This window comes from Photobacterium andalusiense (assembly GCF_900185625.1).
GTDB lineage: Bacteria > Pseudomonadota > Gammaproteobacteria > Enterobacterales > Vibrionaceae > Photobacterium > Photobacterium aquimaris.
The window spans coordinates 1-22,210 of record NZ_FYAJ01000012.1 but is presented as its reverse complement, the minus strand read 5'-3'; the positions used below and the strand labels follow the sequence as shown (position 1 = coordinate 22,210).

The 22,210-nt window shown below is 41.2% G+C and carries 20 protein-coding genes and 1 rRNA gene; 13 read left to right on the top strand and 8 right to left on the bottom strand.

The genetic code is table 11. The features are described from left to right. From bamA to PAND9192_RS17780, 11 genes are all read left to right on the top strand, one after another. Complete coding sequence (gene bamA, locus PAND9192_RS17830) at positions 1–2,406, top strand: outer membrane protein assembly factor BamA (protein WP_087854831.1); 2,406 nt, start codon at positions 1–3, stop codon at positions 2,404–2,406. Between the two features lie 17 nt (positions 2,407–2,423). Continuing rightward, positions 2,424–2,933, top strand: a complete 510-nt coding sequence (locus PAND9192_RS17825) for an OmpH/Skp family outer membrane protein (protein WP_060998750.1) — start codon at positions 2,424–2,426, stop codon at positions 2,931–2,933. Between the two features lie 102 nt (positions 2,934–3,035). Continuing rightward, on the top strand, positions 3,036–4,064 hold the full coding sequence (gene lpxD / locus PAND9192_RS17820) for a UDP-3-O-(3-hydroxymyristoyl)glucosamine N-acyltransferase (protein ID WP_087854830.1): 1,029 nt from the start codon (positions 3,036–3,038) through the stop codon (positions 4,062–4,064). 90 nt (positions 4,065–4,154) lie between these two features. After that, a complete protein-coding gene (gene fabZ / locus PAND9192_RS17815) occupies positions 4,155–4,610 on the top strand; it encodes a 3-hydroxyacyl-ACP dehydratase FabZ (protein WP_087846432.1) in 456 nt (151 codons plus the stop codon). Then, positions 4,607–5,395, top strand: a complete 789-nt coding sequence (gene lpxA, locus PAND9192_RS17810) for an acyl-ACP--UDP-N-acetylglucosamine O-acyltransferase (protein WP_087846434.1) — start codon at positions 4,607–4,609, stop codon at positions 5,393–5,395. Before fabZ ends, lpxA begins: the two co-directional genes overlap by 4 nt. Beyond that, the gene (gene lpxB / locus PAND9192_RS17805; RefSeq protein WP_087854829.1) at positions 5,395–6,537 is read left to right on the top strand and encodes a lipid-A-disaccharide synthase; all 1,143 of its coding nucleotides are present in this window, start codon (positions 5,395–5,397) and stop codon (positions 6,535–6,537) included. The genes lpxA and lpxB overlap by 1 nt, the downstream gene beginning before the upstream one ends. Before the next feature lie 5 nt (positions 6,538–6,542). After that, positions 6,543–7,154, top strand: coding sequence for a ribonuclease HII (rnhB, locus tag PAND9192_RS17800; RefSeq protein ID WP_087854828.1), 612 nt, complete (start codon positions 6,543–6,545; stop codon positions 7,152–7,154). A gap of 120 nt (positions 7,155–7,274) precedes the next feature. Then, positions 7,275–10,754, top strand: coding sequence for a DNA polymerase III subunit alpha (gene dnaE, locus PAND9192_RS17795; protein ID WP_087854827.1), 3,480 nt, complete (start codon positions 7,275–7,277; stop codon positions 10,752–10,754). Positions 10,755–10,825: 71 nt separating this feature from the next. Continuing rightward, on the top strand, positions 10,826–11,785 hold the full coding sequence (accA, locus tag PAND9192_RS17790) for an acetyl-CoA carboxylase carboxyl transferase subunit alpha (RefSeq protein ID WP_087854826.1): 960 nt from the start codon (positions 10,826–10,828) through the stop codon (positions 11,783–11,785). Between the two features lie 144 nt (positions 11,786–11,929). Next, the gene (gene tilS, locus PAND9192_RS17785) at positions 11,930–13,249 is read left to right on the top strand and encodes a tRNA lysidine(34) synthetase TilS (protein ID WP_087854825.1); all 1,320 of its coding nucleotides are present in this window, start codon (positions 11,930–11,932) and stop codon (positions 13,247–13,249) included. A gap of 176 nt (positions 13,250–13,425) precedes the next feature. Beyond that, positions 13,426–14,637: an aromatic amino acid transporter gene (locus PAND9192_RS17780; protein ID WP_087854824.1), complete on the top strand. Its 1,212-nt coding sequence runs from the start codon at positions 13,426–13,428 to the stop codon at positions 14,635–14,637. Positions 14,638–14,729: 92 nt separating this feature from the next. Here PAND9192_RS17780 and PAND9192_RS17775 read toward each other — a convergent pair whose 3' ends face one another. From PAND9192_RS17775 to metN, 7 genes are all read right to left on the bottom strand, one after another. Further along, the gene (locus PAND9192_RS17775; protein ID WP_087854823.1) at positions 14,730–14,918 is read right to left on the bottom strand and encodes a DUF4250 domain-containing protein; all 189 of its coding nucleotides are present in this window, start codon (positions 14,916–14,918) and stop codon (positions 14,730–14,732) included. 3 nt (positions 14,919–14,921) lie between these two features. Beyond that, a complete protein-coding gene (locus tag PAND9192_RS17770) occupies positions 14,922–15,125 on the bottom strand; it encodes a YaeP family protein (protein WP_060998739.1) in 204 nt (67 codons plus the stop codon). Between the two features lie 186 nt (positions 15,126–15,311). After that, positions 15,312–17,027, bottom strand: a complete 1,716-nt coding sequence (locus tag PAND9192_RS17765; protein WP_087854822.1) for a proline--tRNA ligase — start codon at positions 17,025–17,027, stop codon at positions 15,312–15,314. 126 nt (positions 17,028–17,153) lie between these two features. Next, positions 17,154–17,855, bottom strand: a complete 702-nt coding sequence (gene tsaA, locus PAND9192_RS17760; RefSeq protein WP_087854821.1) for a tRNA (N6-threonylcarbamoyladenosine(37)-N6)-methyltransferase TrmO — start codon at positions 17,853–17,855, stop codon at positions 17,154–17,156. Between the two features lie 103 nt (positions 17,856–17,958). Continuing rightward, positions 17,959–18,777, bottom strand: a complete 819-nt coding sequence (locus PAND9192_RS17755; protein ID WP_087854820.1) for a MetQ/NlpA family lipoprotein — start codon at positions 18,775–18,777, stop codon at positions 17,959–17,961. A gap of 61 nt (positions 18,778–18,838) precedes the next feature. Next, complete coding sequence (locus tag PAND9192_RS17750; protein ID WP_087854819.1) at positions 18,839–19,525, bottom strand: methionine ABC transporter permease; 687 nt, start codon at positions 19,523–19,525, stop codon at positions 18,839–18,841. Further along, complete coding sequence (gene metN / locus PAND9192_RS17745; protein WP_087854818.1) at positions 19,515–20,549, bottom strand: methionine ABC transporter ATP-binding protein MetN; 1,035 nt, start codon at positions 20,547–20,549, stop codon at positions 19,515–19,517. Before metN ends, PAND9192_RS17750 begins: the two co-directional genes overlap by 11 nt. A 291-nt stretch (positions 20,550–20,840) precedes the next feature. On the opposite strand from metN, the gene gmhB reads away from it, so the two are divergent. After that, the gene (gmhB, locus tag PAND9192_RS17740; protein WP_087854817.1) at positions 20,841–21,398 is read left to right on the top strand and encodes a D-glycero-beta-D-manno-heptose 1,7-bisphosphate 7-phosphatase; all 558 of its coding nucleotides are present in this window, start codon (positions 20,841–20,843) and stop codon (positions 21,396–21,398) included. On the opposite strand, the gene PAND9192_RS17735 is transcribed toward gmhB, so the two are convergent. Further along, complete coding sequence (locus PAND9192_RS17735; RefSeq protein WP_087854816.1) at positions 21,373–21,603, bottom strand: hypothetical protein; 231 nt, start codon at positions 21,601–21,603, stop codon at positions 21,373–21,375. The two genes, gmhB and PAND9192_RS17735, sit on opposite strands and share 26 nt — an antisense overlap. A 492-nt stretch (positions 21,604–22,095) precedes the next feature. Between PAND9192_RS17735 and PAND9192_RS17730 the strand changes: the two genes are divergently transcribed. Further along, positions 22,096–22,210 (top strand): 16S ribosomal RNA (locus PAND9192_RS17730); the annotation flags it as partial.

The window sequence follows — 22,210 nt, the reverse complement described above, 5'->3', positions numbered from 1 at the left end:
ATGGCGATTAAAAAACTGTTAGTCGCATCGCTGCTTTTGACAAGTAGCGTTGCGCATAGCGCGGAAAATAAATTTGTAGTTGATAACATTCGTTTTGAAGGTCTTCAGCGAGTCACTATGGGAGCTGCATTGTTAAAAATGCCAGTTCGCGTTGGTGATACTGTTGATCCACAGGATATTTCAGCTCTGATCAAATCTCTTTATTCTTCCGGCAATTTTGAAGATATTAAGGTATATCGAGACGGTAATACGTTACTGGTCGATGTAAAAGAGCGTCCAACTATTGCAGATATTACCTTTGCAGGTAATAAAGCCATCAAAGATGAGCAGCTAAAAGAAAACCTTGAAGCATCAGGTCTGCGTGTTGGTGAAGCGTTAGATAGAACAACCTTATCTAAGATCGATAAAGGTCTAGAAGATTTCTACTACAGTGTCGGTAAGTATAATGCCACTGTGGAAGCGGTTGTAACGCCTTTACCTCGTAACCGTGTTGATGTGAAATTTGTCTTTACTGAAGGTGTATCAGCTAAAATTAAGCAGATCAACATCCTTGGTAATCATGTTTTCAGTGATGCTGATTTGATCAGTAAGTTCAAACTTAAGGACAGCGTGCCTTGGTGGGACTTTATGGCCAATGAAAAGTATCAAAAACAAGTATTGCAAGGCGATTTAGAAACATTACGCTCGCAATATTTAAATAATGGTTATTTAAAGTACCGTCTAGAATCAACGCATGTTGCTATTTCTCCTGATAAAAAAGGCGTGTACATTACCCTAAAAATTCATGAAGGTGAGCAATATAAGGTTAAAAACGTTAAGTTCCAAGGTGACGTTGCTGGCCGTGTTGCTGCATTTGATAAACTGGTAACCTTTAAACCTGACACTGTTTACAACGGCGCAGAAGTTACTGCGTTAGAAGAAGCAATTAAACGTGAATTGGGTAAAGCAGGTTATGCTTATCCAAAAGTTACTATCATGCCTGAATTTGACGATGCAGCACATCAAGTGACGTTGATCGTTAATGTTGAACAAGGTAAGCGTGTATATGTACGCAATATTGAATTTAGTGGTAATAACACTACTAAAGATGAAGTATTACGTCGTGAAATGCGTCAAATGGAAGGCTCTTGGTTAAACGGCAAAGCGATCGAAACGGGTAAACAACGTTTAAATCGTACCGGTTTCTTTGAAAATGTTGATGTACAAACTGTACGTGTACCTGGTTCTGACGATCAAGTAGATGTGAAGTACAAGGTTAAAGAAGCTAACTCAGGTAGTGTTAACTTTGGTGTCGGTTACGGTACTGAATCTGGTATTAGTTTTCAGGCGGGTTTAACCCAACAAAACTTCTTGGGTACCGGTAATTTGTTTGGCATTAATGCCATGACCAATGATTACTCTAAAAACATTAGCCTTGAATACAAAGATCCGTACTTTACGATCAATAATGTTAGCTTGGGTGGTAAAATTTACTACAACGAGTTTGAAGCATCTGATGCTAACATCTCGGATTATACCAACCAAAGTTACGGCGCAAGTTTAACCTGGGGCTTCCCATATAATGAATTGAACTACTTCGATTTTAGTCTTGGTTATGATCACAATAAGATCTCTAACATTCAAGATTACTATCAGATCCAGCAGTTCAAAAAGATTCATGGTTTTGATCAAGATAGTGATAACGCGATTTCACTTGATGACTACAGCTGGACTGTGGCATGGACGCGTAACCACTTAAACCGCGGTTATTTCCCAACCTCGGGTAATTACCAGAGTGCGTCATTTAAGATGACGATTCCAGGTTCTGATTCTCAGTACTTCAAGACCCAGTATGATATTCGTCAATATATTCCATTGACAGAAAAACAAGACTACACCTTATTGCTACGTGGTAAGTTAGGTTACGGTAACGGTTACGGTAAAACTGATAATGGCAGCGATCAATTGATGCCATTTTATGAGAACTACTATGCCGGTGGTTTTACCACTATTCGTGGTTTCCGCTCTAACACTGTTGGTCCAAAAGCTGTTTATGGTCAAGGCCAAGGCAATAACCAAAAAGGTGTGGTGAGTGACGAATCTACCGGTGGTAATGCGATTGCACTCGCAAGTATGGAATTAATTGTTCCAACCCCGTTTGCTTCACAAGAAATTAAAAATCAAGTACGTACTAGTTTCTTTGTTGATGCGGGTTCAGTATGGGATACTGAATTCCACCCGAATTATACTAACGCAAGTTCATTACCTGATTACTCAGATCCAGGTATGATTCGAGCGTCTTACGGTGCTGCATTACAGTGGATGTCTCCAATGGGTCCACTTGTATTCTCGGTTGCTAAACCAATCAAGAAATATGAAGGGGATGATGAAGAGTTCTTCACATTCACCATTGGCCAGTCATTCTAATTTTTAAGGAGAGTCTTTTGAAACAGTGGATTAAAGCAGCAAGTTTAGGTTTAGTAATTTTATCTTCATCTATGTATGCAAATGCAGCTGAAGCTGCACAAAAAATCGGTTATGTGTCGACAGGTCAGGCAATGTCTGAGTTAGCGGCGCGTTATAACGTGCAGGAAAAATTGCAAAAAGAATTCAGTGGCCGCGTAGCAGCATTACGTGCGATTGAAGGTAAAATGAAAACCAAAATCGATAAGATGAAACGTGACGGTGAATTAATGACACCTAAGCAGCGTACTGATATTCAACGTGAACTTGCAGCACTTGATTCTGATTACAAGCTAAAAGCAAAAGCATTAGCTGAAGATCAACGTCGTCGTGGTATGGAAGAAGAGCAAAAGTTAGTTAAGAAGATCCGTACAGCTATCGACACTGTAGCGAAGAAAAATGGCTACAATGTTGTACTAGACGCACAAGCGGTATTGTTTGCAAGCAAGAGCGATGACTTATCATCTAAAGTTATTGCAGCTGTAAAATAAAACAGTCGCCCTGTGGTAAACGTTGTAGCTGGCAGAGTCAGCTACAACTTTTGATCTAACAGCCACCTTATGTGGCTGTTGTTACAAGAGAGATAAAATAATATGGCTGTAATAACGCTTGCTGAATTAGCAAATAAATTAGGTGCCGAGCTACGTGGTGATGGTAATGTTGAAATTCACTCGATTGCATCGATGGGCAAAGCTGCTAGCGGGCAAATAACGTTCCTTTCTGATAGCAAGTACCGTCAACAGCTTATTGAGTGTCAAGCGGATGCAGTAATGCTACGAGAAGCGGATGTCGAGTTTTTCAACGGCAACATGTTAGTCGTAAAAGATCCTTACCTTAGTTATGCATTAGTGGCTCAACTACTTGATACAACTCCGGTTGCTGCAACGGATATTGCACCATCTGCGTATGTTGATGCAACTGCGAGCTTAGGTAGTAATGTCGCTATTGGTCACAATGCAGTGATTGAAGCTGGCGTACAATTAGGCGATAACGTTCAGATTGGTGCTGGCTGTTTTATTGGTAAGAATGCCATTATTGGTGACAACACCAAGCTATGGGCAAATGTCACTATTTACCATGATGTAGTATTGGGCTCACAGTGTTTAGTACAATCAAGTACTGTTATTGGTGCTGATGGTTTTGGCTATGCCAATGATAAAGGCGAGTGGGTTAAGATCCCGCAACTTGGTTCAGTACGCATTGGTGATCGGGTAGAAATTGGTGCGTGTACAACCATTGACCGTGGTGCGCTAGAAGATACCATTATTGCTGATAACGTCATTATTGATAATCAGATGCAAATCGCGCATAACGTGCAGATCGGATATGGTACCGCCATGGCTGGTGGTACTATTGTTGCTGGTAGTACTACAATTGGTAAATATTGTATTATTGGTGGCGCTTCTGTGCTTAATGGTCACATTAAGATTGCTGATGGCGTAACAATTACCGGTATGGGAATGGTGATGCGTAGTATTGAAGATAAAGGTATGTATTCTTCAGGTATTCCACTACAACCCAATAAAGAATGGCGTCGAACAGCGACTCGGGTTCATCGAATTGATGAAATGAATAAACGCCTAAAAGCAGTTGAAAAACAATTAGCAGCAAAAGGCGAATAATTTTCATCAACATTGATTGGCCTACCTTTGTGTAGGCCATTTTGCATTTTCATAGCATTTTTTACATGTTTTTAGAACAGGAATTTAGTTTTGACGACCGAAAATAAGACGTTAAACATTACCGAAATTCAGGAACTTCTTCCTCATCGTTACCCATTTCTTATGATTGATCGTGTTACCAATTATGATGAAGGTAAAACCTTAACTGCGATTAAAAATGTTTCAGTTAACGAACCACAGTTTACGGGTCACTTCCCTAAAATGCCGGTATTTCCTGGTGTGTTAATTTTAGAAGCAATGGCACAAGCAACGGGTTTATTAGCCTTTAAAACCTTTGGTGCTCCTGCTGAAAATGAACTGTACTACTTTGCAAGTATTGATAAAGCAAAGTTTCGTAAGCCAGTAGTACCTGGTGACCAAATGATTCTAGAAGTTGAATTTATTAAAGAGCGTCGTGGTATTGCGCTATTTAATGGTGTTGCTAAAGTTGATGGCGAGACTGTATGTTCAGCAGAACTTAAGTGTGCAAGACGAGTATTCTCATGATCCATGAAAGTGCAAAAATTCATCCATCTGCAGTGATTGAAGATGGGGTAATCATTGGCGCTAACGTCACTGTTGGCCCATTTACTTATATTGCAACAGGGGTTGAAATTGGTGAAGGCACTGAGGTGATGTCTCATGTTGTCATCAAAGGACCTACTGTTATCGGTAAAGATAACCGTATATTCCCATTTGCGATTGTTGGTGAAGAGTGCCAAGACAAGAAGTTTAGTGGTGAAGCTACTCGGTTAGAGATCGGTGATCGTAACGTGATTCGCGAAAGCGTGCAGATCCACCGTGGCACCACCCAAGATAAAGGTGTGACGGTTGTGGGTAATGACAACCTATTGTGTGTTAATGCTCATATTGCACATGACGTCGTTGTTGGCAATCATACTCATATTGGTAACAACTCTATTTTGGGTGGCCATGTTACTGTTGGTGATTACGCTGGCGTGATGGCATTATCAGCGATTCACCCATTCTGTACTGTCGGTGCTTATAGTTATATCGGTGGTTGTTCAGCAGTAGTGCAAGATGTGCCACCTTATGTGCTGGCACAAGGTAATCACGCTAAACCGTTTGGGCTTAATATCGTCGGTCTGCAGCGCAATGGTTTTGAAAAGCCAGAATTACACGCTATTCGTCGTGCCTACAAAGAGATTTATCGTTCAGGGAAAACATTGGCTGAAGTGAAGCCAGTGCTTGCTGAGATGGCGAAAGATTGGCCATCAGTGGCACGTTTCTCTGAGGTGCTTGATAATTCAGAACGCGGTATTATTCGCTAATGACGAAGCCTCTTCGAATAGCAATTGTCGCCGGAGAAATCTCCGGCGATATTTTAGGTGCCGGTTTTATTCAAGCGGTAAAAGCACGCTATCCTGATGCTGAATTTGTCGGTGTTGCAGGACCTCGTATGCAAGCACAAGGCTGTGAAGCTCTGTTTGATATGGAAGAGCTTGCGGTGATGGGGATCGTTGAGGTTCTTGGTCGCTTACCGCGGTTATTTAAAGTTAAAGCTGAATTAGTACAGCATTTTAGCGATAACCCGCCGGATGTGTTTGTTGGTATTGATGCGCCAGATTTTAACTTACGCTTAGAAAAAGATTTAAAAGATCGTGGTATTAAAACCGTGCATTATGTCAGTCCGTCAGTATGGGCATGGCGTCAAAAGCGGATCTTTAAAATTGAAGCAGCAACTAACTTAGTGCTGGCTTTTCTGCCATTTGAAAAAGCATTTTATGATAAGTTTAATGTGCCTTGCCAGTTTGTCGGTCATACCATGGCTGATGCTATTCCACTTCAAACCGATCAAGTTGCAGCGCGTGAATTGCTTGGGTTAGATCCCACGAAGCGTTGGTTGGCGGTATTGCCTGGTAGCCGCGGTAGTGAAATGGCAATGCTCGCTGAGCCGTTTATTCAAACCTGCCAGCAACTTAAAGCAAAACACCCTGAGTTAGGTTTTGTGGTGGCGTTGGTGAATGAAAAACGTCGCGCTCAATTTGAACATGCATGGCAACAAACAGCCCCTGAATTAGATTTTGTGTTAGTCGATGATACTGCACGTAATGTGATGATTGCTGCTGATGCGGTGTTATTAGCCTCAGGTACAGTGGCATTAGAGTGCATGCTAGTGAAGCGTCCAATGGTGGTTGGCTATAAAGTGAAACCACTAACAGCTTGGATTGCTAAGCGAATGCTAAAGACTAAGTATGTATCATTGCCTAATATTATGGCTGATCGTCAATTAGTCACTGAGTTGCTGCAAGAAGACTGTACTCCTGAGAAGTTGTTCCATGAAGTGGATAAAATTCTTTATGGTGACACTACAGCATTGATGGCTCAGTTTGAACAAATGCATAAAACTATTCGTTGTAATGCAGACGAGCAAGCGGCTCAAGCAGTATTAGCATTAATCAATAAGGCATAGTTATTATGGCTGAAAAGCAACAGTTTCCTCCTTTTGTCTATCCGCAAGCTAAGTATATTGCGGGTGTTGATGAAGTAGGGCGTGGTCCATTAGTGGGTGCAGTGGTGACAGCTGCAGTAATTTTAGATCCTAATAACCCGATAGAAGGGTTAACTGATTCTAAAAAACTGACTGAGAAAAAACGTAACCTGCTGTTTGATGAGATTAAACAAAAAGCACTTTCGTGGTCTCTTGGCCGTTGTGAAGCCGATGAAATTGATCAGCTAAATATTTTACAAGCGACGATGGTTGCGATGCAGCGTGCAGTCGCTGGACTTCACATCCAACCTGATTTTGTATTGATTGATGGCAATAAAACCCCTGTATTACCTATGGCTGCACAAGCTGTGGTAAAAGGCGATTTACGAGTGGCTGAAATCAGTGCAGCATCCATTATTGCAAAAGTGACTCGCGATCGTGAGATGGAAGTCCTTGATGCTGAATTTCCCCAGTATGGTTTTGCCAAGCATAAAGGCTATCCAACCAAAGCCCATTTTGCTGCTTTAGAACAATACGGTGCGATTGAACAGCATCGAAAAAGTTTTAAACCCGTTAAACGCGTACTAGGTCTTGATTAAGCCGCGGTGATTGGGTGATAAAAAGGCGAACCATTTGGTATCGCCTTTTTTTATACGACGAATTACGTCCCGATCGGGTATAATTTTTGTTAATTAAGTAATGTAATGAATTAGGTTGTCATGGCAGAACCACGTTTTATCCACCTTCGAGTTCATAGTGATTATTCAATGATCGATGGCTTGGCGAAAGTGAAACCTATCGTTAAGCGCGCTGCTGAACTTGGCATGCCAGCATTGGCTCTCACCGATTTTACTAACCTGTGTGGTTTGGTGAAATTTTACTTCGCTGCCCACGATGAGGGCATCAAGCCGATTATTGGTGCTGATTTTAAAGTACAAAGCCAAGAAATGGGCGATGAATTATTTGAACTCACCATCCTTGCTGCCAATAATGAAGGTTATAAAAACCTGACATTATTAATTTCAGAAGCGTATCAGCGTGGTCATGTTCAACATCAACCCGTGATAGATAAAGAGTGGCTGATTAAATACCGTGAAGGTTTAATTGTTTTATCCGGTGGTAGAACAGGCGATGTTGGTCGTGCATTACTTAAAGGTAATCAACAGCTAACAGAAACGTGTGTTGCTTTTTATCAAACCTATTTCCCTGATCATTATTATTTAGAGTTGGTGCGTACTGGTCGTGCTGATGAAGATGCTTACCTTCATTTCGCGGTTGAACTTGCCGAAAAATATGATTTGCCCGTGGTTGCCACCAATGATGTACGCTTGCTTCGTGCCGACCAATTTGATGCCCATGAGATTCGAGTCGCAATCCATGATGGCTATACTATGGTCGATCCTAATCGACCTAAGCTTTATAGTGAACAGCAGTACTTGCGCAGTGAAGATGAAATGTGTGAGCTGTTTGCTGATATTCCTGAAGCTCTGCAAAACTCGGTAGAAATTGCCAAACGGTGTAATGTTACTGTGCGTTTAGGGGAATATTTCCTGCCAAATTTCCCGACCGGTGACATGAGCATTGAAGACTTTTTGATTGTTAAATCTAAACAGGGACTTGAAGAGCGTTTAGCGTTTTTATTCCCAGATCCAGAAGTGCGTGCTCAACGCCGCCCTGAATATGATGAACGTCTTGATATCGAATTAAAAGTAGTTAACCAAATGGGTTTCCCCGGTTACTTTTTGATCGTTATGGAATTTATTCAGTGGTCAAAAGATAACGATGTACCAGTAGGGCCTGGTCGAGGGTCTGGTGCTGGTTCATTAGTGGCCTACGCGCTTAAAATTACCGATCTTGATCCGTTAGAATTTGACTTACTTTTTGAACGATTCTTGAACCCTGAACGTGTATCGATGCCCGATTTCGATATCGATTTCTGTATGGATAAACGCGATTTAGTGATTGATCACGTGGCTGAAATGTATGGTCGTGATGCGGTATCGCAGATCATTACCTTTGGTACCATGGCCGCTAAAGCAGTTATTCGTGATGTCGGTCGTGTGCTTGGACATCCATATGGTTTTGTCGATCGCATTTCTAAATTAATTCCAGCAGAACCAGGAATGACGCTTGAAAAAGCCTTTGAGGTAGAACCGCAACTCGGTCAAGCTTATGAGGCTGATGAAGAAATTCGTGATCTGATTGATATGTGTCGCATTCTTGAAGGGGTAACGCGTAACGCAGGTAAACACGCAGGTGGTGTGGTAATTTCACCAACGACGATCACTGATTTTGCGCCATTATATTGTGATGCGGAAGGTAATAACCCCGTCACTCAATTTGATAAAAATGATGTTGAAACCGCCGGCTTAGTAAAGTTCGACTTCTTAGGTTTACGAACATTAACCATCATTGACTGGGCGTTAGCAATGATCAACCCTCGCCTTATTGAGCAAGGGTTGGAGCCGGTTAATATTGCTGCAATTCCAATGGCGGATAAAAAGTCATTTGATATGTTGCAACGCTCTGAATCAACTGCGGTATTCCAGCTCGAATCCCGTGGTATGAAGGATTTGATCAAACGTCTACAACCTGACTGTTTTGAAGATATGATCGCGTTGGTGGCATTGTTCCGCCCAGGTCCATTGCAATCAGGCATGGTAGATAACTTCATCGACCGTAAGCATGGCCGCGAAGCGGTATCTTACCCCGATGAAAAATGGCAACATGAATCGTTAAAAGAAATTCTTGATCCTACTTACGGTATTATTCTGTATCAAGAACAGGTAATGCAGATCGCACAGGTACTGGCTGGCTACACCCTTGGTGGTGCCGATATGTTACGTCGTGCGATGGGTAAGAAAAAACCATCAGAAATGGCGAAACAGCGCGCCGTATTTGAGCAAGGTGCTATCGATAACGGCGTCGATGGCGAACTGTCGATGAAGATCTTTGACTTGGTAGAGAAATTTGCCGGTTATGGTTTTAACAAATCGCACTCAGCTGCTTATGCGTTAGTGTCGTACCAAACATTGTGGTTAAAAGCCCATTATCCGGCTGAGTTTATGGCAGCGGTAATGACGGCTGATATGGATAATACCGATAAGATCATTAGCTTGGTTGATGAATGTCACCGCATGAAGCTAAAGTTGTTACCACCAGATGTAAACAAAGGTCTATATCGATTTAATGTCGATGAAGATGGCGCGGTTGTTTATGGTATTGGTGCGGTAAAAGGGGTTGGTGAAGGCCCGATTGAAAATATCATTAGTGCTCGTGAAAAAGACGGCCACTTTAAAGATTTATTTGATTTCTGTGCTCGTATTGATACTAAAAAGGTTAATAAGCGTGTACTTGAAAAGCTTATTAAATCAGGTGCATTAGATCGTTTAGGTCCTAACCGCGCCGCAATGTTAGCGACATTGGATGATGCGATCAAAGCGGCCAGTCAATATCATCAAGCTGAAGCATTTGGTCAAGCTGATATGTTTGGGGTATTAACTGCGGCCCCTGAAGAAGTTGAGCATGCTTATGCTAATATTCCAGAAGCACCTGAAAGTGTTTGGCTTGAAGGTGAACGTGAAACATTAGGGTTATACTTAACCGGTCATCCAATTAATGCTTATATTTCTGAATTAAAGCATTACACTACTTGGCGTCTAAAAGATGCGCAGCAAACTGGGCGTGATAAAGTTGCCTCGGTGGCGGGATTGGTGATTGCAGCTCGTGTGATGACCACCAAGCGTGGAAGTCGTATTGGTTTAATGACATTAGATGATCGTTCGGGTCGTATGGAAGTGATGTTATTCACTGATGCACTTGATCGTTATATCGATTTGCTTGAAAAAGACAAAATAGTGGTCGTATCTGGACAGGTCAGCTTTGATGATTTCAATGGTGGCCTTAGAATGTCAGCACGTGAAGTGCTCGATATTTCAGAAGCACGAGAAAAACATCTTCGTGGTGTTGCTATTTCAGTTACTGAAGAGCAAATCGACGAACAATTTTTTTCCCGTTTCAGCCAAGTGTTGGAACCGCATAGAGCAGGAACTGTTCCTGTTCATATGTATTATCAGCGCTCGAATGCTCGGGCCAAGTTTACCCTAGGAACAGAGTGGCGCGTAACGCCTGCCGATAAATTATTGTCGGACTTGAAAATGCTCTTAGGTGATAAACAGGTCGAGCTTGAGTTTAATTAAGTTAGCTTGTTATTTGTGGTAGGGTATAACCAAACCCTATCATTAAAATAAGCAAAAGGATTTTAAGTGGTATGAGCCTGAACTTCCTCGAGTTTGAACAACCGATTGCAGAATTAGAAGCAAAGATTGAAGCATTACGTGATGTATCACGCCGTGACGAATCTAACTCGGTTGATCTTGAAAAAGAAATTGAGCAACTAGAAAAGAAAAGCCTCGAATTAACTAAGAAAATCTTTGGTGATCTTGGTGCCTGGCAGGTTGCGCAACTCGCACGCCATCCTCAGCGCCCATATACTTTTGATTATGTCGAGCACATGTTTGAAGAGTTTGACGAATTAGCCGGTGATCGTGCTTTTGCTGATGATAAAGCGTTAGTTGGTGGTATTGCACGTATTGATGGTCGTCCAATTATGGTTATTGGTCATCAAAAAGGTCGTGGTACCACTGAAAAAGTGAAACGTAACTTCGGTATGCCAAAACCTGAAGGTTATCGTAAAGCGCTGCGTCTAATGAAAATGGCAGAGCGTTTTAAAATGCCGATTGTCACTTTCATCGATACTGCGGGTGCATACCCAGGTGTTGGTGCAGAAGAGCGCGGTCAATCAGAAGCGATTGCAGCTAACTTAAAAGCAATGGCAGGTCTTACAGTACCCGTTATTTGTAATGTGGTTGGTGAAGGTGGTTCTGGTGGTGCATTAGCGATTGGTGTCGGTGATTGCGTTAATATGTTGCAATACTCAACCTATTCAGTGATTTCACCTGAAGGTTGTGCATCAATTTTATGGCGTGATGCTGATAAAGCACCACAAGCTGCTGAAGCAATGGGATTGACTGCTCCTCGTTTAAAAGAGTTAGAGCTAATCGATAATATTATCGAAGAACCATTGGGTGGCGCGCACCGTAATGTGCCATTAATGGCTAATACGCTAAAAGCACAAATTAAAGCGACTCTAGAAGAATTAGATCAGCTTGATACTGAAGAGTTACTTGAGCGTCGTTACCAACGTTTAATGAGTTACGGTTACTGTTAATCGTTATTTATTCTACATCTAACAAAGGTCAGCATAAGTGCTGGCCTTTTTTTATAGGTTTATGTTAGTCAATGCCGTTTGTTGGTATTGGTTAATTCGACTCTGGTATAGACTAGACAGTCTGTTTGTTAAAGATGTAAGCCAATGTTGTATTCTCATTTTTGTCATCAAATACTTGCCAATCCACCTGCAACTAAACGATTAGTATTGGCATTAAGTGGCGGGTTAGATTCACGGGTGATGCTGGATTTATTAGCACGTTTTATTGAACAACATCGCGATTATCGCGCGCATGCAGTGTATGTCCATCATGGATTGAGTATTAATGCTGATACGTGGGCGCAGCAATGTGTTACTTGGGCAATGACAAGTGGTATTAGTTGTGACATTGAGCGAGTACAGTGTGAGTTAGGCGGTGGGGCGAGTGTCGAACAAGCCGCGCGTGATGCCCGTTATTATGCGTTATCACAGCATATTCAATGTGGTGATACATTACTGACTGCGCAACATGCCGATGATCAAATTGAAACGGTATTATTAGCCTTAAAACGCGGTAGTGGCCCGGCGGGATTAGCTGCAATGCCGGTGCTAACAACCTTTGCCAGCGGGCAGCATTTACGGCCATTACTCTCTGTTAGCCGTGCCGACATTGAAGCTTATGGCGCTCAGCACCAGTTACAGTGGGTTGAAGATGAAAGTAATCAAGACCAGCGTTACGACCGCAATTTTATTCGGCATCAAATAACTCCGTTGCTCAACGAACGCTGGCCAGGTATACGTAAAGCCGTTACTCGCAGTGCGCATTTATGTGGTGAACAAGAGGGCTTATTAGAAGAGTTGTTAAGCTTTCAGTTACAACAAGCACGACAAGCTGATGGTAGTTTACGTATTGCAACAAATATTAGTGCTCGTTTGGGGATGGCATTGATTCGACAGTGGTTAAAACAGCAAGCAGTGATCATGCCTTCATTGGCCCAGCTTGAACAAATTTGGTTTAACCTTGTGTTGGCAAAGGCGGATGCTAATCCACAGGTGTGTTGGCAGCAATATCAAGTACGTCGTTATCAACAGCAGTTGTATTTATTACAGCAATGGCCTGATATTAGTGATTGGCAGCAATCATTGCGCCTCAATCAATACTGCCAACTACCCCAAGATCTTGGCGTTGTGGCGCTAAAACCGACAGCGTCTGCAACCTTAAGGCCTCCTTACGCTAATGAAACAGTATCAGTGCGATTTGATTATTTAGGGCCAGAGATAAAGCCTCAAGGACGTAGTGGTAAGCGTAAGTTTAAAAAATTGCTGCAAGAATACCAGTTGCCGAGTTGGTTACGTCGACGTACGCCGATGCTATTTTATGGTGAGCAATTAGTCGCAGTAGCTGGGGTGTTTGTGGTTGCAGAGTTTGTTGCCACACCCTCGACAACAACCACAGCAGTCGAGTTTGAATGGTTGCGGGCATAAAATGTTGAGTTGTTGGTCTTAATAACAGTTATTAATCTGCATATGTTAATTTTTTTAACATATGCGATTGTTTAATAAATATTTATTCAGATAGATATTCTTTTGTTGCTAAAACGGTCGATGCATATTATCGTACTAGTTCACTGATACGATGTAATGGCGAGAAAGGATAGATTATGAGTAAACCATCGACACTTGGAGGTGCATGCATTATTGCTAGTGTGTGCGTAGGTGCAGGCATGCTGGGGTTACCAAGTGCTGGTGCTGGCGCATGGACATTATGGACAGTACTTGCGATCTCAGTAACGATGGTAATGATGACGTTATCTGGATGGTTATTACTTGAAGCATTAAAGCATTATGATTTTAAGGTATCGTTTAACACCATTACTAAAGATGTCCTTAAAGGCAAAGTCAATGCGATCAATAACCTATCATTATATTTTGTCGGTGGCATTTTACTTTATGCCTATATTTCTTCATCAGGTATGATCTTTGGCGGTTTACTTAATATTAATCCCAAACTTGCTTCGGTATTATTTGTCATCGCTTCTTCTGTGTTTGTACTTCACTCAACCCGAGCTGTTGATCGTATCTCGATTTTACTGATTCTATTTATGGTTATCAGTTTTGTGATTGGTATTTCAGGGCTTGCGACTAATATCCAATTGCCGACTTTACTTGATAGTATTGATTCACAAGCAGATCTTTCTCCTTATGCACTTGCGATCTTGCCTGTTGCATTAACCTCTTTTGGTTATCATCACTCAGTAAGTACCATGCGAGATTATTATCGCGATGAAAACCGCGCTAAAAATGCCATTTTAGGTGGAACACTTATTGCCTTAACATTTTATGTGATTTGGGTGGTGTGCATTTTTGGTAACTTACCTCGCACGCAATTTGGACCGATTGTTGCTGCTGGTGGTAGTGTCGATGCGTTAATGACAGCATTGGGTGGAGTGGTGAACTCTAACAGTGTTAAACAAGCACTTAATATTTTCTCAATTGCTGCGGTAGTATCATCGTTTATCGGGGTCGGGCTAGGTGTATTTGATTACTTAGCTGATTTATTTGGCTTTGAAGATACCAACCAAGGCCGTTTTAAAACATGGGCAGTGACGTTTATTCCACCATTAGTGTTTTCACTATTTGCACCATTTGGTTTTGTGGCAGCAATTGGCTTAGCTGGAGCTGCGGCAACTATCTGGACCTGTATTATTCCAGCATTATTGGCTAAAAAATTACGCCAACGTCAGCCTGAACTACAAGGTTTTGTCGTGCCTGGTGGCAATGTTACTGTATATGCGGTAATAATCTTTGGAGTCTTAACCGCGTGTTTCCATTTATTAGCGATGGCTGATGTACTGCCGATATTCAAAGGCTAATTGAGGTGTTACACCAACTAGATGTTATTTAATAAGTATAAAAAAACGGCACTGATGAGTGCCGTTTTTTATTTGATGTTTGTAAGTCAGCTTTAACGAAATTGCTGCACTTCTGGTAAGAAATCAAACCCGCCTGTGGCTAATTTTGCAATAAGTTGCTCACGGTCGATATCAAAAAATTTCACCAGATTATCAAGGTTATTAAATTCATCACGAATCTTCATATTGACAATACTCATCAACATTACAGTGTCCATGGTTTCAAATTTTGATAAATCCATCGATTAATCCTCGTGATCACTGATCAGTAAGTTAGCTGCTGCAAAAGCCGCTTGCTCTCGTACTGTGAGCGGTAACTCAGTATTAGCGGCAATATCATCCAAGGTTTTAATTGCGCACTTGATAGCGGTTGGAATATAGCCTTGATCGCCACTGCCAATTTGAGAGTAAGTAACGCGAATTAACTCGCAACATTGATAAACTTGCATGGTCTTTCCTTTGCTAAAAATATTCACCTAACATCACAATAAAATGATCTTAGGTGAAGATATTTACGTTGTTACTAAGTTGAATATTATCATAGCAGCACAACAGATAAAAAATGTTTGTGATAATTTAGCTATAAAAAAAAGCTGCCTAAAATTGGCAGCTTTTTAAAATCATATGGTTGTTAATTAAGCCATTTTTTGCTTAAGAAAGTCCATAACATCAGCAGCCATAACTGCTTCTTTAGTGCCAGTACGACGGTTCTTATATTCCATCTCACCGTTTTCAAGGCTACGATCACCAATCACGATAGTATGTGGAATACCGATCAGTTCCATATCTGAGAACATTACGCCTGGACGCTCTTTACGATCATCAAATAAGACTTCAACGCCCATTGCAGTAAGATCAGCATATAGCTTCTCAGCTGCTTCTTGAACGCGCTCTGATTTGTGCATGTTCATTGGTACGATAGCTACTTGGAAAGGCGCTAGTGCGTCAGGCCAGATGATACCGTATTTATCGTTGTTTTGCTCGATAGCTGATGCCACAACGCGTGATACACCGATACCGTAACAACCCATCTCTAGAATAGAGTTTTTGCCGTTTGAATCAAGAACGCTACAGTTCATCTTATCAGAGTAAGTGGTACCTAACTGGAAGATGTGACCGACTTCGATACCACGTTTTAGCATTAAGGTGCCTTGACCACATGGGCTTGGATCACCTTCAACTACGTTACGTAGATCATCAACACGGCCAAGTTCAACGTCACGACCCCAGTTGATACCGATGTTGTGTTTGCCATCGATGTTAGCGCCTGCAGCAAAGTCACTCATTACCGCAACACTGTGGTCAACGATAAATGGTAATTCAAGGCCAACAGGACCTAGAGAACCCGCACCCGCACCAACAAGCTCACGCATTTGTTCTTCAGTTGCCATCTCTAATGGAGCCGCAACTTCTGCAAGGTTTTCTGCTTTGATTTCGTTAAGTTCGTGATCACCACGAATGATCAATGCCACGATAGGTGCATCAATTTCATCAGACGCTTTAACGAATAATGTCTTAACGGTTTTCTCGATAGCAATACCGTGTTGTGCAACCAACTCTGCGATAGTTTTCGCATTTGGTGTATCAATCACTGTCATTACTTGTGTTGGCTGTGCACGCTCAACAGCAGGTGCGATAGCTTCTGCTTTTTCGATGTTAGCGGCGTAATCAGATTCAGTAGAGAATGCGATTAAATCTTCGCCACTTTCTGCAAGTACGTGGAACTCTTGTGAGCCATTACCACCGATTGCGCCAGAGTCAGCCAATACTGGACGGTATTCAAGACCCATACGGTCAAAGGCTTTACAGTAAGCAGCATGCATTGTATCGAAAGATTTTTGTAAACCGTCTTTATCGATATCAAAGCTGTAAGCATCCATCATGCAGAATTCACGTGCACGCATTACGCCAAAGCGAGGGCGACGTTCATCACGGAATTTAGTTTGAATTTGGTAAAGGTTCAGCGGCAGTTGCTTGTAAGAGCTTACTTCGTTACGTACAAGACTAGTGATCACTTCTTCTGCTGTTGGACTTAGTACAAACGGACGGAAATGACGGTCAGTAAAGCGAAGTAGTTCAGGGCCCATTTTTTCAGAGCGGCCTGTCTCTTCCCATAGTTCAAACGGCTGAACAACGGGCATCAAAGTTTCGATTGCGCCCGCATTATCGATTTCTTGGCGAACGATGTTTTCGACTTTACGCAGCACACGTAGACCGGTAGGTAGCCAGGTGTATAAACCTGAAGCTAACTTACGGATCATACCTGCACGTAGCATTAGTTGATGACTAATGACTTCTGCGTCGTTTGGCGTCTCCTTCAGGGTAGAAAGAAGATATTTACTGGTACGCATTGATGGTATCCGTTATTGATAAAAGGAAAGAGAAGGAACTGATGTTCCACCCGTCAGTTTGATGACGATAGCTTGTTATATTACCAGTCTCGGCGCTATTCGCCAAAGATAACTGTGTTGGAATAGTTATTGAACAACGGTATCGATACTTACGACAGTAATGATCGGTTCTGCAACTGTAAACTGAACATTAAAATCAAATAAGTTTACGGCATAGAGTTTAGTGTCTGTTTTACCTTTTTTATACGCTGGGCGTGGATCTTGCGCGAGTACTTCAGTAATAACTGCTTGATAATAGTCGGCGTGTTTGCCAACTAACTGTTGTAATGCCGATGGTGCGAATTGCACTTCAAGTGTTGCCGGTTGGCTGCTCGCAAAGCCACCTAATGCTTCAGGTAAACTGTCGGAATAGGGAATATAAGGTTTAATATCAATAATTGGCGTGCCATCAACCAAATCGGCACCCGCAATATCAATAATGACTTGGCCATTGTAATGACGAACGCCTTGTAATTTAACCGCTGACATGCCGATGCCATTAGGACGAAACGTCGCACGACTGGCAAAAACACCAATCCGCTCATTGCCTCCAAGTCGAGGTGGGCGTACTGTCGGTCGCCAACCAGCCTCTAAGTTTTGGTCAAACAAAAATAATAGCCACACATGACTAAATTGTTCAATACCGCGTACTGCATCTAATGAGTTAGCCTGATCGTGTAAAATCACTTCACAGCGAGCACTAGGTACTAATCCTGGTTGGCGCGGAACCGCAAATTTTTCTTTATAAGGAGAGTGGACAATACCGATAGGTTCAATGCTATAAGCCATCAAATTAAGCCAATTATAAGCTGAAAATAATTAGATAATATAACATAAAAAAAGAGCAGGCGATGAAGCCTGCTCTTGATGGTGATTGTATCAATAAGTGTGATTACCAGCCTTTAACAGCACCGCCATTGAAGATGGTTTGGGCTGAATTATAGACATCGTCTGATTGGTACGCTTGAATGAACTTTTGAACATTTTCAGCTTTGACGTTATCTTGACGCGCTACAATGATATTGACATAAGGTGATTGCTTATCTTCAACAAACACTCCATCTTTTTCTGGAGTAAGGTTAAGACTACTCGCATAAGTAGTATTGATGATTGCTAAAGCAACATCATCTAATGAACGCGGTAGTTGCGCAGCTTCTAATTCAACGATTTTAAGATTTTTAGGATTGTTAACAATATCCAATACCGTTGCTGTCAAACCCGCATCAGGTTTGAGAGTAATTAAACCTTGTTGCTGTAATAATAATAATGAACGGCCAAGGTTAGTCGGATCATTAGGAACCGAAATCTGATCGCCATCTTTTAATTCATCAACCGATTTAATCTTATTTGAATAGCCAGCAATAGGGTAAACGAAGGTATTACCCGCGATCGCAAATTTATAACCACGATCTTTAATTTGCTGATCTAGATAAGGTTTGTGCTGAAAAGCGTTAGCATCAATTGAACCTTCAGCTAAGGCTGCATTGGGTGATACGTAATCAGTAAAGGTGACTAATTCAACATCAAGTCCATATTTATCTTTCGCTTGTTTTGCTGCAACTTCTGCAACTTGCTCTTCTGCGCCAGCCATTACGCCAATTTTTACTTTATTGTTATCAACAACAGCTGTTTCTTGGTCACTACAACCTGCGAGTGTGACTGCAGCAGCAACGCCAGCAATGGCAAAAAGATGTTTAAGATTAAACGCCATAGTATTTCTCCTTAAATGGGCTTTCCCTAATTATGTAAATAATAAATAACAGCTTGAGTTGTTAGCGGTGATCAACACGTTTTACTAAGTGATCTCCAATAGATTGAATCAGTTGTACTAAAATAACTAACATAATAACGGTGATGGCCATAACCGTGCCGTCAAAACGCTGGTAGCCATAACGAATACCGACATCGCCTAAACCGCCACCGCCAACAGTCCCCGCCATTGCCGAATAACTAATTAAAGTAACTAAGGTAATAGTGACAGCATTAATAATGCCCGGCAGTGCTTCAGGTAATAGCACTTTGGTTATGATTTGGATTGGGGTGGCACCCATTGCTTGTGCAGCCTCAATGAGTCCTGCTGGAATTTCCAGTAATGCGCCTTCCACTAAACGAGCAATAAAAGGAATTGCACCGACAGTAAGTGGTACAATCGCCGCAGCAGTACCAATTGAACTGCCAACCACAAATCGAGTAAAAGGAATAATCGCAACTAATAAAATAATAAAAGGGATTGAACGGCCGATATTAACCACAATGCCAAGTATTTTATTTAAGACTGGATTTTGCCATAAACCGTTTTTCTTGGTGAGATGCAGAGCAACACCGAGTGGAATTCCAATAATGAAACCAATCAGACCCGCAACAAACACCATCGTTAATGTTTGCCCTAATGCTTCGATAAGTAATTCAGTTAGGCGCTGATTGCTCTGCCACCATGTTGTTATTGAATCAAGCGACATAACCTAGCACCTCAACCTGTAATTTATGATCACGTAAAAAAGAAATAGCATCATCAATAGCAGTTTGAGTGCCAAAGAACTCAGCCAGCATCAAACCAAATTTGACCCCACCTGCATAATCCATATTTGAACTGAGAATACTGATGTCGAGATTAAACTCACGTGCTACTTGACTAATTAAAGGTGCGTCAACAGAGTCTCCGGTAAATTCCAGTCGAATTAAAGGATAACTGCCTGTTACTGGGGTTGAAGTCATGCGTGATTGGTAATCTTCAGGGATCGACAAATCTAAGGTTGAGCGAATAAAGGCTTTTGCTAGTGCGGTTTTTGGATGAGCAAAAATATCACCCACTAAACCTTGCTCAACTAACTCACCATCACCGATGATCGCAACTTGATGACAAATACCTTTAACAACATCCATTTCATGAGTGATCAATAAAATGGTTAGATTAAGTTGCTGATTAATTTTACGTAACAAAGCCAATATTGATTGGGTTGTTGCTGGATCAAGCGCGCTGGTGGCTTCATCACATAATAAAACTTTAGGATCAGAGGCTAAAGCACGAGCAATAGCTACTCGTTGCTTTTGACCACCACTTAAATTTGAAGGGTAACTATTACGTTTATCTTCTAAACCTACTAGCGATAGCAATTCTGTTACTTTGGTATTAATGTCGTGAGCTGATATACCCGCAAGTTCTAACGGCAAAGCAATATTGGCAAATACAGTTCGTGATGACAGTAAATTAAAATGCTGGAAAATCATGCCAATTTTGCGGCGAGCCAAAGTCAATTCATTTGATGATAGCTGTGTTAAGTCAATACCATCGACAACGACATTACCTGAGGTCGGTTTTTCTAATAAATTCACACAGCGGATCAGGGTACTTTTTCCTGCGCCAGATGAACCAATTACCCCGAAAATCGTTCCTTGTTCAATCGTAAGGTTTATATCTTTTAGCGCATTAATCGCTTTCTCACCTTGATAGAACACTTTATTTACTTGTTTTATTTCTATCATTGAACTTCCTGATTCTTAGATGAAATGATTATATGACAGTGATGCGATATTGCATTAGTTGTTAATTATTGGTTATTGTAGTTAAATCATCTTAACTGCTGTTAACCTGATGCTATGGCCAATCGGTTTTTAAGTCAATAGCTATTTTTACGTCTAGACGTCTAAATGGTTATTGGCATTTATAATAGTATTGGTAATATCGTGATCATCTCTGTGAATGTGATAACTAATACTTTTCGCTGCCAACTCGTGACATAATCACCACAATATCTACTTGTTGAGGGCTTTCTTGTGGCCAAACCTGCTGTCTTTATTGATCGTGATGGCGTAATAAATGTCGATCATGGCTATGTACATACTGTTGATGATTTTGAATACATTGATGGTGTTTTTGGTGCATGTAAAAAATTCAAAGAAATGGGTTACTTACTTGTTTTAGTTACTAATCAATCAGGTATTGCTCGTGGCATGTTCACCGAAGATGAGTTTATTAGCCTAACTGAATGGATGGATTGGAATTTCGAAGATCAAGGTGTTGAATTGGATGGTATTTACTATTGCCCACACCATGCAACAGAGGGTAAAGGTGAATATCGACAAGATTGTGATTGTCGTAAACCAAATCCAGGTATGTTGATATCAGCGCAAAGCTATTTAGATATTGATATGTCAAAATCAGTGATGATTGGTGATAAGGCGGACGACATGAAAGCGGCAATCGCGGCTGATGTTGCTTTCAAAGTATTAGTACGTACAGGTAAAGCTATTACTGAAGAAGGTGAAGCTTTAGCAGATGTTGTTTTAGACAGCGTTAAAAATGTACCTACATGGTTAGCTGAAAACGCATAATCATAATCAGAAAGAGCAATCGTTTAGCGACTGCTCTTTCTTGGTCTTTAATTATATAGCGATAGTTTTTCAGTTGTGGTCGAATAATACCTTCTATACCTTCTATACCTTCTATACCTTCTATACCTTCTATACCTTCTATACCTTCTATACCTTCTATACCTTCATTAATGTCTAAAAAACCAGATTTTAAATTGTGTAACACCTAATAATGGCAATGATTGAAAAGAACCCATGCAGCAATAGCCTTATTTTGCTTAAAAAATAGATGGAAAATAGCTGATAGCTTAAAAAAAAAGCAGTTGATTAATTAGGGGTAAAAAAACTATTGTCAGCCAATAAAATCTCCCTATAATGCGACCTCACTGACACGGACAACGGCGCAAGCGGTTACCGAAAGTCAGAATGTTCTTTAACAATTTGACCATGCAATCTGTGTGGGCACTCGTTGAATAGTTAAGTCGAAAGATTTATCAATGAACTGAGTGACCTAGAGCTAGAAATAGTTCGATTGCTTTTTTGTTTTACTTTTTTATAAAAGTAAAAATAAGAAAGCGGCACAGTCAATTCATTACCATTCTGTTCCTCTTTGTAGAAACAGAAGCGGTAATAGCTTTAAAATTACACTCTTTATTTATGAAGAGTTAGTTTTGAAGTCAGTATTCATTGAGCCGTTTCGAAAGAAACAACAAAACTTTAATTGAAGAGTTTGATCATGGCTCAGATTGAACGCTGGCGGCAGGCCTAACACATGCAAGTCGAGCGGTAACAGATTGATAGCTTGCTATCAATGCTGACGAGCGGCGGACGGG

Bases quoted from the DNA above. Each gene is read 5' to 3' on its own strand.
- bamA (WP_087854831.1), top strand. From the start codon at position 1: ATGGCGATTAAAAAACTGTTAGTCGCATCGCTGCTTTTGACAAGTAGC.
- lpxD (WP_087854830.1), top strand. From the start codon at position 3,036: ATGGCTGTAATAACGCTTGCTGAATTAGCAAATAAATTAGGTGCCGAG.
- lpxA (WP_087846434.1), top strand. From the start codon at position 4,607: ATGATCCATGAAAGTGCAAAAATTCATCCATCTGCAGTGATTGAAGAT.
- lpxB (WP_087854829.1), top strand. From the start codon at position 5,395: ATGACGAAGCCTCTTCGAATAGCAATTGTCGCCGGAGAAATCTCCGGC.
- rnhB (WP_087854828.1), top strand. From the start codon at position 6,543: ATGGCTGAAAAGCAACAGTTTCCTCCTTTTGTCTATCCGCAAGCTAAG.
- dnaE (WP_087854827.1), top strand. From the start codon at position 7,275: ATGGCAGAACCACGTTTTATCCACCTTCGAGTTCATAGTGATTATTCA.
- accA (WP_087854826.1), top strand. From the start codon at position 10,826: ATGAGCCTGAACTTCCTCGAGTTTGAACAACCGATTGCAGAATTAGAA.
- tilS (WP_087854825.1), top strand. From the start codon at position 11,930: ATGTTGTATTCTCATTTTTGTCATCAAATACTTGCCAATCCACCTGCA.
- PAND9192_RS17780 (WP_087854824.1), top strand. From the start codon at position 13,426: ATGAGTAAACCATCGACACTTGGAGGTGCATGCATTATTGCTAGTGTG.
- PAND9192_RS17775 (WP_087854823.1), bottom strand. From the start codon at position 14,918: ATGGATTTATCAAAATTTGAAACCATGGACACTGTAATGTTGATGAGT.
- PAND9192_RS17770 (WP_060998739.1), bottom strand. From the start codon at position 15,125: ATGCAAGTTTATCAATGTTGCGAGTTAATTCGCGTTACTTACTCTCAA.
- PAND9192_RS17765 (WP_087854822.1), bottom strand. From the start codon at position 17,027: ATGCGTACCAGTAAATATCTTCTTTCTACCCTGAAGGAGACGCCAAAC.
- tsaA (WP_087854821.1), bottom strand. From the start codon at position 17,855: ATGGCTTATAGCATTGAACCTATCGGTATTGTCCACTCTCCTTATAAA.
- PAND9192_RS17755 (WP_087854820.1), bottom strand. From the start codon at position 18,777: ATGGCGTTTAATCTTAAACATCTTTTTGCCATTGCTGGCGTTGCTGCT.
- PAND9192_RS17750 (WP_087854819.1), bottom strand. From the start codon at position 19,525: ATGTCGCTTGATTCAATAACAACATGGTGGCAGAGCAATCAGCGCCTA.
- metN (WP_087854818.1), bottom strand. From the start codon at position 20,549: ATGATAGAAATAAAACAAGTAAATAAAGTGTTCTATCAAGGTGAGAAA.